The 12,087-nt window shown below is 69.5% G+C and carries 12 protein-coding genes; 11 read left to right on the top strand and 1 reads right to left on the bottom strand.

Features of this window, described 5'->3' with window-relative positions; all coding sequences use genetic code 11:
- Positions 1-104 precede the first annotated feature (104 nt).
- From UG56_RS01365 to UG56_RS01330, 8 genes are read left to right on the top strand one after another with little or no spacing between them, the layout of a single operon-like run.
- A complete protein-coding gene (locus UG56_RS01365; RefSeq protein ID WP_045547432.1) occupies positions 105-2,573 on the top strand; it encodes a circularly permuted type 2 ATP-grasp protein in 2,469 nt (822 codons plus the stop codon).
- Between the two features lie 15 nt (positions 2,574-2,588).
- Positions 2,589-3,224, top strand: coding sequence for a hypothetical protein (locus UG56_RS01360; protein ID WP_143054863.1), 636 nt, complete (start codon positions 2,589-2,591; stop codon positions 3,222-3,224).
- A 52-nt stretch (positions 3,225-3,276) separates the two neighbouring features.
- Positions 3,277-4,176 (top strand): transglutaminase family protein, encoded by a 900-nt coding sequence (locus UG56_RS01355; protein ID WP_218145101.1) that lies wholly within the window; start codon positions 3,277-3,279, stop codon positions 4,174-4,176.
- Positions 4,177-4,192: 16 nt separating this feature from the next.
- Positions 4,193-4,663, top strand: a complete 471-nt coding sequence (locus UG56_RS01350) for a hypothetical protein (RefSeq protein WP_143054862.1) — start codon at positions 4,193-4,195, stop codon at positions 4,661-4,663.
- A 19-nt stretch (positions 4,664-4,682) separates the two neighbouring features.
- The gene (locus tag UG56_RS01345) at positions 4,683-5,684 is read left to right on the top strand and encodes a zinc-binding metallopeptidase family protein (RefSeq protein WP_045547428.1); all 1,002 of its coding nucleotides are present in this window, start codon (positions 4,683-4,685) and stop codon (positions 5,682-5,684) included.
- A gap of 54 nt (positions 5,685-5,738) precedes the next feature.
- The gene (locus UG56_RS01340) at positions 5,739-6,350 is read left to right on the top strand and encodes a CDP-alcohol phosphatidyltransferase family protein (protein ID WP_084100289.1); all 612 of its coding nucleotides are present in this window, start codon (positions 5,739-5,741) and stop codon (positions 6,348-6,350) included.
- Positions 6,347-6,808 (top strand): hypothetical protein, encoded by a 462-nt coding sequence (locus UG56_RS01335; protein WP_045547427.1) that lies wholly within the window; start codon positions 6,347-6,349, stop codon positions 6,806-6,808. Before UG56_RS01340 ends, UG56_RS01335 begins: the two co-directional genes overlap by 4 nt.
- Positions 6,809-6,844: 36 nt before the next feature.
- Entirely contained in the window at positions 6,845-7,810 is a 966-nt protein-coding gene (locus tag UG56_RS01330) for a glutathione S-transferase family protein (RefSeq protein ID WP_045547426.1), read from the top strand.
- Positions 7,811-7,824: 14 nt separating this feature from the next.
- Here the strand turns inward: UG56_RS01330 and UG56_RS01325 are convergent, their stop codons facing one another.
- Positions 7,825-8,433 (bottom strand): hypothetical protein, encoded by a 609-nt coding sequence (locus tag UG56_RS01325; protein ID WP_045547425.1) that lies wholly within the window; start codon positions 8,431-8,433, stop codon positions 7,825-7,827.
- Positions 8,434-8,651: 218 nt separating this feature from the next.
- On the opposite strand from UG56_RS01325, the gene pdhA reads away from it, so the two are divergent.
- Genes pdhA through UG56_RS01310 form a run of 3 tightly spaced genes read left to right on the top strand, consistent with a single transcriptional unit; the run spans position 8,652 to position 12,060 of the window.
- The gene (gene pdhA, locus UG56_RS01320) at positions 8,652-9,788 is read left to right on the top strand and encodes a pyruvate dehydrogenase (acetyl-transferring) E1 component subunit alpha (RefSeq protein ID WP_045547424.1); all 1,137 of its coding nucleotides are present in this window, start codon (positions 8,652-8,654) and stop codon (positions 9,786-9,788) included.
- Positions 9,785-10,762, top strand: coding sequence for an alpha-ketoacid dehydrogenase subunit beta (locus tag UG56_RS01315; RefSeq protein ID WP_045547423.1), 978 nt, complete (start codon positions 9,785-9,787; stop codon positions 10,760-10,762). The genes pdhA and UG56_RS01315 overlap by 4 nt, the downstream gene beginning before the upstream one ends.
- A complete protein-coding gene (locus tag UG56_RS01310; RefSeq protein ID WP_045547422.1) occupies positions 10,756-12,060 on the top strand; it encodes a dihydrolipoamide acetyltransferase family protein in 1,305 nt (434 codons plus the stop codon). Before UG56_RS01315 ends, UG56_RS01310 begins: the two co-directional genes overlap by 7 nt.
- The last annotated feature ends 27 nt before the right edge of the window (positions 12,061-12,087 follow it).

Genomic DNA, 12,087 nt, shown 5'->3' with positions numbered 1-12,087 from the left:
TCGTTGTCGTTCCAGGTCTGCCGGGTAGTCCAGGGAGTTTCCGTCGCTCTACTGGCCAGTAACCGACGGAAACTCCCTGGACTATCCCCCGACAGGGGTGCCCGGTGACCGTCCTTCGCGAGTACGCCGACGCCCTCGGTCTCCTCGACGCGACCGATCAGCCCTACGACGAGGTCGTCGGGCCCGACGGCACCCTGCGCCCGGCATGGAAGCCGATGGCCGAGACGGCGGTCTCGATCACGCCGGCCACGCTGAGCCGGATCGGCCACGACGTCGAGCGGTTCCTCGCCGACGACGGGGTCACCTACCTGCGCCCCGGGGCCAAGCCCGAGCCCTGGCGGCTCGACCCGGTCCCGCTCGTCATCGATCCCGCGCAGTGGCGCATCCTCGAGGTCGGGCTGGCGCAGCGCGCCGAGCTGCTCAACGCGATCCTCGTCGACCTCTACGGCCCGCAGCGGCTCCTGGCCGACGGGATCGTCCCGGCGGCGGTGGTCTTCGGCCACCAGGGGTTCCACCGCGTCGTGGCCCGGGCCAGCAACCACGACCCGCGGCCGCTCGTCCTGGCCGCCACCGACCTCGGCCGTACGCCCGACGGCGAGTGGCGGGTGCTCGCCGACCGCACCCAGGCCCCCTCGGGGATCGGCTACGCGATGGAGAACCGCCGGGTGATCAGCCGGGTCCTCCCCGAGCTCCACCGCGACGCCGGGCTGCACCGGATGGAGCCCTACTTCGCCGCCCTCCGCTCGGCGCTCCTCGAGTCCGCGCCCGGCGACCAGGCCGACCCCCGAGTCGTCGTCCTGTCCCCGGGCACCCACTCCGAGACCGCCTACGACCAGGCGTTCCTCGCCTCGACCCTGGGATTCCCGCTGGTCCAGGGAGCCGACCTGACCGTCCGCAACGGCGAGGTCCTCATGCGTGGCCACGGCGACCGGCTGGAGCGGGTCGACGTGATCCTGCGCCGGGTCGACGCGACCTGGTCCGACCCCCTCGAGCTCCGCGGCGACAGCCAGCTCGGCGTCGCCGGCCTGATCGAGGCCGTACGCCGCGGCAACGTGCGCGTGGTCAACGGGTTCGGGGCCGGCGTACTCGAGAACCCCGGGCTCGTTCCCTACCTTCCCGCCGCCAGCGAGGCGCTGCTCGGGGAGCCGTTGCGGCTCGGCTCGATCGGCACCTGGTGGTGCGGCGACCCGGGCCAGCGTCCCGAGGTCGAGCGGCGGCTGGCCGCCGGCGACCTGGTCGTGCGGACGCTCGAGGGCGCCATCGTCACCGGGACCCCCGAGGAGCTGCGCGCCAGGATCGCCGCCGATCCCTACCGCTACGTCGGGCAGGAGCAGATCACTCTCTCCCAGGCCCCGACCTGGGCCGAGGGGCACGGTGCGGTCGGCCGGCCGCTGACGCTGCGTACGTTCTCCCTGAGATACGGCTCCGCCTACCGCCCGCTGGTCGGCGGTCTGGCCTCGGTCCGCGCCGACGAGACCGGGCTGCCGCCGTGCAGCAAGGACGTCTGGGTGCTCAAGGAGTCGCCGCAGGACGCCGACCAGGGCCTGGCCGACGTGCTCCCGATGACCCACACCCGATCGGTCACGGTGCTCGTCCCGCGAGCCCTCGAGGACATGTTCTGGTCGGGTCGCTACGCGGAGCGCGCCGAGGACCTCATCCGGCTCATCCTGGCCACGCACGTGCTCGCGGAGGACTTCAGGACCAGGCCGCGTACGTCCGGAGGCATCAGCCTCGAGGTCATGCTGAGCGCGCTCGACCGGCTCGCCGGGCACGGCCAGGCGGATGCCGACATCGACGCCGAGTTCCGCTCGATGCTGCTCGACGCCGACCGGCCGGGGTCGGCGGCGCAGTCGCTGGCCGGGATGCGGCAGGCCTTCAGCGGCGTACGCGACCAGCTCAGCCCCGACATGTGGCGGATCTTCTCCTCGACCGACCGCGCGGCCGAGGAGCTCCGGGTCAACCCGCACTCGCTGCAGATCGCCGAGTCGGGCGCCGAGATGCTGCACGGGATCCTGGCGATGCAGGGGATCGTGGCGAGCATGATCCGCGACGAGGGCTACCACTCGATCCGGCTGGGCCGGTTCCTGGAGCGCGCGATGCAGATCTGCCAGCTCCTGCGCGCCACCACGACCGTACGCCGCGGCCTCGAGGTCGACCGCGCGGTGCTCAACGCGGTCCTCGCCTCGGCCGAGTCCGCGGTCACCCACCGCCGCCGCTACCGCGGCTACGTACGCACCGGCGGAGTGCTCGACCTGCTGATCATGGACCGCGACAACCCCCGCTCGCTCGCCTTCTGCCTCGACGAGCTGCGGCTCCACCTGACCAAGCTCCCCGGTTCGACCGGCTCGTCCCGCCCCGAGCGGCTCCTCGACGACATCACCGACATGCTCGACCGCACCGAGGTCGCCGGCCTGGTCGCCATCGGCGGCGTCGGCCGCCCCAACCTGGAGTCCTTCCTCGACCAGGTCCACGCCCAGCTCGTCCGTCTCGCCGACGCCATCACCGACGTGCACTTCGCCACCGGCCCCGCCCCGCAGCCCCTCAACGCCCTCTCGGCGCAATCGCTCACTTGAGCGTAGGTTGGCGGCATGGGCAATACGTCTGATTGCGAGCACGAGAAGATTTCGCTCGATCCGCCGCGTGGTCGACGTGTCGTCTGGGTGGGGAAACGTCCTCCCGTCGAAGGTGGTCCGCTGGCGCTGCCAGGGGTTGTCGTGGATGACTTGCCCGACGGCTGGACGCTCGTGTCGTGGCTCGACAAGGACGGTTGGTACTGCCCTGACGCGGTCTACGAGGTGAAGAACCTTCGAGCGGTGTCCGACGCGGAGTTCGATGACCTTGTCCGGGCTGTCCGCGATAGTCCCGACTGGCAGGGAATCGTCCACAACACCGACATCGATCCGGAGCCTTCGCCGTATCGGGTCGGCGACCTGGTCGAGTGGGTTGGCCCTGTGCCTGGGGATGCCGATTGGGATCCGCACGTTGGTGCCTGGCGGCGGGCGGCGCTCGGCAGCGCATCGGGATTGACTCGTCGGCATCCTGGCCGAATCGTCGAAATTGCACATAACGCCGCGCTTCGGGTTCAGTGGATTGACAAGGTTGGCGAGTACGAGGGGCGGGACTTCATACATCCCGACTTTGTGCGTGCGGCCGATGAGGCGGAAGCCCAGCGTTTGACGACGCAGCTTCGCGAGTCGGACTGGCCTGGTCTCGACTGCACGTAGGCCCCGTGAGAACCACACGAGTGGGCGACGGTCGCGGGATACGATGCCGCGGGTGAGATACCGGGTCAGCCACACGACGACCTACTCCTACGACGAGGACGTGACGAACTCGTTCGGGATCGCGAACGTGACCCCGCGAGAGCTGCCGCACCAGCACGTCGAGACCACCGACGTACGCATCTCCCCGGCACCCGCCGACCAGTCGAGCGACATCGACTTCTACGGCAACACGGTGACGTACTTCCAGGTCCTCGAGCCGCACCAGCTGCTCGAGATCACGGCTGCGTCCGAGGTCGAGGTCACCGCCCCGGTCTATGACGAGACGAGCTTCGACCAGCCGTGGGAGCGGGCGCGGCCGCTGGTCGACCCGAACCTCCCCGGCGCCTGGCGGGCGGCCGACCTGGCGGTGGCCTCGCCGCTCGTGGAGCACACCCGGGAGGCGTACGACTTCGGTGCCGTCTCGCTGACGGAGGGGCGTGGCCTCGTGGAGGCGGCGGAGGATCTGATGCACCGGATCCATGCCGGGTTCGACTACGACGACACCGCCACGACGGTCACCTCGACGATCCCGGAGATCTTCGAGGCCAAAGGTGGCGTCTGCCAGGATTTCGCCCACCTGATGTTGGCCTGTTTTCGAGCGCACGGGCTCGCGGCCCGCTATGTTTCCGGCTACCTCGCCACCACCCCTCCGCCGGGGAAGCCGCGGCTCGTCGGAGCCGATGCGTCCCATGCCTGGGTGGAGGTGTGGGTCCCGTACCTGAGCGGCGCGGGGACGGGCCAGTGGCTCGCCCTCGACCCGACGAACGACACCAGGGCCGACGATCGCTACGTGAGCGTCGCCTGGGGACGTGACTATGCCGATGTGCCTCCTGTGAAGGGGGTCATCTACACCGAAGCCACCACCTCGACCTTGACCGTCTCTGTCGATGTGGCCCCCGACCAGCAGGAGTGAAGTTACGGTGTTGCTCGTGGGACAGCCTCCGCGGCGGGCGAGCATCGTGACCCGCGGCAGCCGCTGGCGTCGCGGAGTACGCATCTCCGGAGCGCTGGTGGTGGTCGCGGCTCTCACCGCGCTCACGCTGTGGCTGCTGGCGCGCGGATCGACCCCGGCGGAGGTCACCCGCGAGTTCATGGAGACCACCTCGGTCGCCACTCTCTACGAGCTCGCCTCCGACGACGGTGACGAGCTCCTCGACGGCGGCGGTGCCAGGGCGATGATCGATGCCGCCGAAGGCAAGCGCACCTACGCCGACCCCAACCCGCGCGCGGTGACCAGGACCATGGTCTTCGGCGAGCCGGAGATGGAGGGGGGTGCCGCCCGCATCACCGTCAAGGTCTCCTACGTCGCCGACGACGGGCCCGTCCCGGACGAGTCGATGGTCGTCGTGCTCGTCCGTGAGGACGGCGAGTGGCGCGTCGCGAGCTGGGGGACGGCCTGAGACGGCCGATGATGGAGCCATGGAAGCATTCACCTGTCGGGAGTGCGGCAACCGTCTCTACTTCGAGAACTCGGCGTGCGTCTCGTGCGGCACCCGGCTCGCCTACTCCCGCGAGGAGCGTGAGATCGTCCCGGTCTCTCCCGAGGGCAGGTACGTCGACGCCGACGGCTACGTCTGGTGGGTCTGCGCCAACACGCTGGACACGGGATGCACCTGGCTGGCCCGGATCGAGGGCGGGATCTGCTTCTCCTGCCAGCTGACCCGCACCCGGCCCAACGACGCCGCGCCCGAGTTCGTCCAGCAGCAGTACTCCCTCGCTGAGCAGGCAAAACGTCACCTCGTGGTCGAGCTCGACACGCTCGGTCTGGAGATCCGCACCAAAGCCGAGGACCCTGCCGAGGGGCTCACCTTCGATCTGCTGGCCAGCGACGGCATCGCGTCCACCCCCGACGTGGTCATCGGGCACGACGGCGGCGTGATCACCATCGACCTGGCCGAGTCCGACGACGCCTATCGCGAGCACGTCCGGGCGACGCTGGACGAGCCCTACCGCACCCTGCTCGGCCACTTCCGGCACGAGATCGGCCACTACTACGAGTGGCAGCTGGTCCGTGGGGCCGAGCTGATGCAGCGGTGCACCGAGGTCTTCGGTGACGAGTCGGTCTCCTACGAGGAGTCGCTGCAGCGTCACTACTCCCAAGGGCCGCCGGCCGGCTGGACCGAGAACTACATCTCGACCTACGCCACGATGCACCCCTTCGAGGACTTCGCCGAGACCTGGGCCCACTACCTGCACATCCGCGACACGCTCGGGTCCGCTGCGGCGTACGGTCTCACCGACCCGGTCCCCGCCGACATGCCGTTCCGGCAGGTCGTCACCGACATCTGGGTGCCGCTCTCGGCCGCGCTGAACGTGATCAACCGGTCCATGGGCCACGACGACCTCTACCCCTTCGTCATCCCGCCCGCGGTCCTCGACAAGCTCGACTTCGTCGCCTCCCTGGTGAGCGACGCTGGCTGACCTGCGGGGCGATTCCGCCGGGACGATGTGCATCGGCGCTCTAGGCTCCGAACCATGACCGAAACCGTCGCCGTGCCAGGCGCCAAGGAGCGTGCCCGCCCCGAGTCGGAACGGCTGTGGACGTCTGCGACGGTGATCACGTTCGTACGCACCATCGCGGCGGTGGTGCTCGCGGCGAGCGCCGCCCACCAGGGGAGCCTGAAGCTCCTCGTCATCGCGCTGGTCGTCTACTGGGCCGGGGACAGCCTCGACGGGGCGGTCGCCCGGTGGCGCGACGAGGAGACGCGGATCGGCGGGGTGCTCGACATCTTCTCCGACCGTCTCTGCGCGGCGGCGTTCTACGTGGGGCTGGCGTTCCTGCAGCCGGACCTGTCGCCGGCGATCTTTGTCTACCTGGCGGAGTTCATGGTGATCGACTGCTTCCTGTCGATCTCCTACCTGGCCTGGCCGATCAAGAGCCCGAACTACTTCTACGTCATCGACCGGACGCTGTGGCGGTGGAACTGGTCCCACCCGGGTAAGGCGCTCAACTCGGGCCTCTTCGCGATCCTGCTGCTGGTCACCGGCTGGATGTGGGTGGGGCTGGTGATCGCCACGGCCCTGCTGGTCATGAAGTGCGTCTCGCTGGCTCGGCTTCTCAGGATCGGCCTGCCCGTGCCGCGATGAGACTCCTGATCGGCACGCTCCTCTTCTGCCTCGGCTCGGCGCTCATCCCGGTGATGAACGCCGAGGCGTACCTCTCCGTCGTCGCCCAGAACTCCGACTGGTGGCCGGCGCTGCTCGGGTTCGTCGCCGGGCTCGGCCAGACCGGCGGCAAGGTGATCTGGTACTACGCCGGTCGTGGATCCACCAGGGTCCCGTGGATCAGGAAGAAGCTCGAGTCGCCCAAGTGGCAGGCCTCCTACGACCGTTGGTACGCCCGGGCATCGGACCGCCCTGCACTTGCCACCGCACTCCTGGCCGCCTCGGGCCTCTCCGGCTTCCCGCCGCTCGCCGTGATGGCGGTGCTCTTCGGCGCGTTGCGGTTCAACCTGCCGCTCTTCACGCTCACGGTGCTCGTCTCCCGTGCGCTGCGGTTCTGGGCGATCCTGGAGGCCGCGAGCCTTGCCTGGAGGTTCCTCTGAGCCGTTCACGATTCAACCACCACGTAGGGTGGCCACATGCAGGAGAAGGCGACGTACGTACAACCGGGCACCGAGTTCAACCGGGACATGAACTACATCCCCGACCGGATCACGCGGGATGCGAGGACACCGGAGTTCGGGCCGAAGGACGTGCCGTTGTGGCCGGTCGAACCGGGCCGCTACCGGCTGGTCGCGGCGGCCGCCTGCCCGTGGGCCAACCGGGCCATCATCGTGCGCAACCTGCTCGGCCTCCAGGACGTCATCTCCCTCGGCCTCGCCGGCCCGACGCACGACGCCCGGTCGTGGACCTTCGACCTCGACCCCGGCGGCGTCGACCCGGTGCTCGGGATCGAGCGGCTGCAGCAGGCCTACTTCAAGCGCTACCCCGACTACCCCCGCGGCATCACGGTGCCGGCCATCGTCGAGGAGGCCACGGGCAAGGTCGTCACCAACGACTTCCCCTGGATTACCCACGACTTCTTCCACGAGTGGACCGACTTCTTCGCCGACGACGCGCCCGACCTGTGGCCGCGGTCGCTGCGCGAGGAGATGGACGAGGTCAACAAGCGGGTCTTCACCGAGGTCAACAACGGGGTCTACCGCTGCGGCTTCGCCGGCTCCCAGGAGGCGTACGACACGGCGTACTCACGTCTCTTCGCCGCCCTCGACTGGCTCGAGGAGCGGCTCTCGACCCAGCGCTACCTGGTCGGTGACCAGCTCACCGAGTCCGACATCCGGCTCTTCACGACGCTGGCCCGCTTCGACGCGGTCTACCACGGCCACTTCAAGTGCAACCGACAGAAGCTCGTCGAGTTCCCCGCGCTGTGGGCCTACGCCCGCGACCTCTACCAGACCCCCGGGATCGGCGAGACCCTCGACTTCGACCAGATCAAGCAGCACTACTACATCGTCCACACCGACCTGAACCCGACGCAGATCGTGCCCGCCGGCCCCGACCTCTCCGGCTGGGACGAGCCGCACGGGCGCGAGTCGCTCGGCTGAAAGAAACTTTTCTTTCAGCCGGCGTAGTAGCCGGTGCGCTGCTGCCGTCGGGCGGCGCCGACCGCGCTGAAGTAGGCCGAGGACGGCGCCACCCACAGCAGCACCAGGATCGCGATCACCAGCAGCGGGTCGAGGACGGAGAGCGCGACGCTGGCGGCCGGCATCGGCATGGTGGCGCCGCCGAGCGCGGCGTTGCCGGCGATGTTGGCCACGCTCGACAGGCTGCCGGCCAGCGAGAGCGCGCCGAGAACGGTGGCCGTGATGCGGGCCCAGTTGCGGCCCTTCCCGTTCATGACCGCCATCCAGATCCACACCCCGAGCGCGATCACCCCGAAGAACGCCCCACCGATCTGGATGATCGGGACGACCACGTCCGCCATCTCCTGCGCATCGAAGACCGACGGGTCGTACGTCGGCTGCTTCTCCATCTCCGTCACCATCAGCGACTTCATCTCGGCGGTGTCCATGGTGAAGAGGAAGACCGTCGAGACGATGCTCAGCAGGCCGCCGATCCACATGCCTGTGACGGCGTACGTCAAGGTCTTCGGTCGCTCGGCGGGAACCGTGGGCGGGGCGGCGTAGGCCGGCTGAGGCTGCTGCTGGTAGCCGTAGGGGTCGGACATCTGCGCCTCCGTGGCCGGGTGTGGGGGAGGCGACTCTAGCCACGAGCCGACGCACCGACTACCCCATTTCCGTGAGGCGATGAGGCGTACGCCGCTTCTGCTCGTGGCGGCGTGGCCGACCCGAGTACCTTGGTGAGTGCCACGTGTTGCGGGTCACAAGTCCGCACACGCGGGCGCGTGCCAGCGGTGGCAACCCCACCCCGTGTGAAGGAAGCGTGATGACTGAATTTCTGGATCCGAGTCCCAGCCACACCGACATGGTGCAGCTGCTGAACCCCGAGGGAGAACGGGTCTCGCACCCGGACTTCGAGTTCTCACCCGACCGACCCGAGGACGAGGCCGTACGCGGCTTCTACCGCGACATGGTGCTGACCCGCCGCCTCGACGTCGAGGCCACCGCGCTGCAGCGCCACGGCGAGCTGGGCCTGTGGGCGCAGCTGCTGGGCCAGGAGGCGGCGCAGATCGGCGCAGCCCGCGCGCTCGCACCCCAGGACTTCGTCTTCCCGACCTACCGTGAGCACGGCGTGGCCTGGTGTCGCGACGTCGACCCGATGCAGCTGCTCGGGCTCTTCCGGGGCACCGACCAGGGTGGCTGGGACCCCGCCGAGCACAACTTCGGGCTCTACACGATCGTCATCGGCGCCCAGACCCTGCACGCGACCGGCTATGCGATGGGGGTGCAGATGGACGGCCTCGTCGGCACCGGCGACCCGACCCGCGACACCGCCGTCGTGGCCCACTTCGGCGACGGTGCCTCCTCGCAGGGCGACGTCAACGAGGCGATGGTCTTCGCCGCCTCCTACAACGCCCCGGTCGTCTTCTTCTGCCAGAACAACCAGTGGGCCATCTCCGAGCCGGTCGAGCAGATGGTCAAGGTGCCGCTCTACAAGCGCGCGCAGGGCTTCGGCTTCCCCGGCATCCGGGTGGACGGCAACGACGTGCTGGCGACGTACGAGGTGATGAAGTCGGCGCTCAAGCGGGCCCGTGAGGGTGGCGGGCCGACGATGATCGAGGCCTACACCTACCGGATGGGCGCCCACACGACCACCGACGACCCGACCCGCTACCGGGTCTCCGACGAGGTCGAGGCGTGGAAGCTCAAGGACCCGATCGCCCGCGTCGAGGCCTACCTGCGCCGCGGCGGTGGCGCCTCGACCTCCTTCTTCGCGAAGGTGGAGGCGGAGGCCGAGGAGCTCGGCGAGCGACTGCGCGCCGGCATCCACGCCCTGCCCGAGCCCGATCCCGTACGCCTCTTCGACAACGTCTACACCGAGCTGCCCGACGAGCTTCGCGAGCAGCGTGACGGCTACGCGGCGTACCTCTCCTCCTTCGAGCACGAGGTGGCATCCCGATGACCAAGATGACGCTGGCCAAAGCGCTCAACGCCGGGCTCCGGCGGGCGATGGAGGACGACGACAAGGTGGTCCTGATGGGGGAGGACATCGGCCGGCTCGGCGGTGTCTTCCGGATCACCGACGGCCTGCAGAAGGACTTCGGGGAGGCACGGGTCGTCGACACGCCGCTGGCGGAGTCGGGCATCGTCGGCACCGCGGTCGGGCTCGCGCTGCGCGGCTACCGGCCGGTGGTGGAGATCCAGTTCGACGGGTTCGTCTACCCGGCCTACGACCAGATCGTGTCGCAGGTGGCCAAGTTCCACTATCGAAGCGGCGGGCGGGTCGCGATGCCGATGGTCATCCGGATCCCGTTCGGTGGTGGCATCGGGGCCGTCGAGCACCACAGCGAGTCGCCGGAGGCGCAGTTCGCGCACACGCCCGGCCTCAAGGTCGTGGCCTGCTCGGACCCGGTCGACGCCTACTGGATGATCCAGCAGGCGATCGCGCACCCGGACCCGGTCATCTTCCTGGAGCCGAAGCGGCTCTACCACTCGACCAAGGCCGAGATCGACGTCGACGGGTCACCGGGTCCGCTGTTCGCCTCGCGGGTCACGCGGCCCGGCACCGACCTGACGATGCTGGCCTACGGGCCGACCGTGAAGACGGCGCTGACCGCTGCCGAGGCGGCCGCAGGGGAGGGCAAGTCGGTCGAGGTGATCGACCTGCGCACCCTCTCGCCGCTCGACATGGCGCCGGTCTACGAGTCGGTGCGGCGTACGGGTCGCGCGGTCGTCGTCCACGAGGCCCACGTCAACCTCGGCCTCGGCGCCGAGCTCGCCGCCCGGATCACCGAGCAGTGCTTCCACTCCCTGGAGGCGCCGGTGCTCCGCGTGGGTGGGTTCGACACGCCCTACCCGCCGGCGAGAGCGGAGGAGTACTTCCTCCCCGACCTGGACCGGGTCCTCGACGCCGTCGACAGGAGCCTCGCATGGTGAACGAGTTCAAGCTTCCCGACGTGGGGGAGGGCCTCACCGAGGCCGAGATCGTCGAGTGGCACGTCGCCGTCGGCGACGTCATCAAGGTCAACGACCCGGTCTGCGACATCGAGACCGCCAAGTCCGTCGTCGAGCTTCCCTCGCCCTACGCGGGTGTCGTCCAGGAGCTCCTCGTCGAGGTCGGCACCGAGGTCCAGGTCGGCACCCCGATCATCCGCATCGGCGACTCCGTCGAGGCGTCGGCCCCGTCGCCCGAGGCGTCGGCCCCGCCTGCCGAGGCGTCAGCCCCGTCGGCCGAGACCGACACGGCCGCTCCCGAGGACGACAAGCCCCTCAACCTGGTCGGCTACGGCGCCCGGGAGGAGACCGCCGTACGCCGCTCCCGCTCGATGTCCGCGCCCGTTGCCGCCGCGGCGAACGGCGTGCTCGCCAAGCCGACCGCTCGAAAGGCTGCCCGGGACCGCGGGATAGACCTGTCCAGCGTGACGCCCGCCCGGGCAGACGGCGTGATCACGACCGCGGACCTCGACGCTGTCGGTTCCGACACGGGCTCCGTCGCACCTCGGGAGCCAGGCTCGACCAGCGAGGGCGGGGAGCGGCGTGAGCCGATCAAGGGCCTGCGCAAGCAGATGGGCCAGGCGATGGTCGACTCGGCGTTCACGCTGCCGCACGTGACCATCTGGACGACGATCGACGTGACCCGTACGTCCGAGCTCGTCGCCGCCCTGAAGACCAACCGCGACTTCGCCGAGATCCGGGTCAGCCCCCTGCTGGTCGTGGCCAAGGCGACGCTGCTGGCGATGCGACGGAACCCGATCATCAACTCCTGGTGGGACGAGGCCGCGCAGGAGATCGTCTTCAAGGACTACGTGAACCTCGGCATCGCCGCGGCCACGCCCAGGGGTCTCCAGGTGCCGAACGTGAAGGGCGCCGACCGGATGTCGCTGGTCGAGCTCGGGGCCGCGATCAACGAGCTCACCGATGTCGCCCGCACGGGGAAGACCCCGCCGGCCGACCAGACCGGCGGGACGTTCACGATCACCAACATCGGTCCGTTCGGCATCGACGGTGGCGCGCCGATCATCAATCCGGGCGAGTCCGCGATCCTCTCCGTCGGTGCGATCAAGCGTCAGCCTTGGATCGTCGGCACCGGCGACGACGAGCGCATCGAGCCCCGCGACGTCTGCACCCTCGCGCTCAGCTTCGACCACCGCCACATCGACGGCGAGGCCGGCTCCCGCTTCCTCGCCGACGTGGCGAGGATCGTCGGCGACCCGAGTACGGCCCTGCTGTTCTGACCCCACCGCCGAGACGTCAGCAACGTC

Origin of the sequence: Nocardioides luteus, from assembly GCF_000960475.2 — a bacterium.
GTDB classification, from domain to species: domain Bacteria; phylum Actinomycetota; class Actinomycetes; order Propionibacteriales; family Nocardioidaceae; genus Nocardioides; species Nocardioides luteus_A.
The sequence above is the reverse complement of the archived record's forward strand: the minus strand, read 5'-3'. Positions and strand labels throughout refer to the sequence as shown.

Bases quoted from the DNA above. Each gene is read 5' to 3' on its own strand.
- UG56_RS01360 (WP_143054863.1), top strand. From the start codon at position 2,589: ATGGGCAATACGTCTGATTGCGAGCACGAGAAGATTTCGCTCGATCCG.
- UG56_RS01345 (WP_045547428.1), top strand. From the start codon at position 4,683: ATGGAAGCATTCACCTGTCGGGAGTGCGGCAACCGTCTCTACTTCGAG.
- UG56_RS01340 (WP_084100289.1), top strand. From the start codon at position 5,739: ATGACCGAAACCGTCGCCGTGCCAGGCGCCAAGGAGCGTGCCCGCCCC.
- UG56_RS01335 (WP_045547427.1), top strand. From the start codon at position 6,347: ATGAGACTCCTGATCGGCACGCTCCTCTTCTGCCTCGGCTCGGCGCTC.
- UG56_RS01330 (WP_045547426.1), top strand. From the start codon at position 6,845: ATGCAGGAGAAGGCGACGTACGTACAACCGGGCACCGAGTTCAACCGG.
- UG56_RS01325 (WP_045547425.1), bottom strand. From the start codon at position 8,433: ATGTCCGACCCCTACGGCTACCAGCAGCAGCCTCAGCCGGCCTACGCC.
- pdhA (WP_045547424.1), top strand. From the start codon at position 8,652: ATGACTGAATTTCTGGATCCGAGTCCCAGCCACACCGACATGGTGCAG.
- UG56_RS01315 (WP_045547423.1), top strand. From the start codon at position 9,785: ATGACCAAGATGACGCTGGCCAAAGCGCTCAACGCCGGGCTCCGGCGG.
- UG56_RS01310 (WP_045547422.1), top strand. From the start codon at position 10,756: ATGGTGAACGAGTTCAAGCTTCCCGACGTGGGGGAGGGCCTCACCGAG.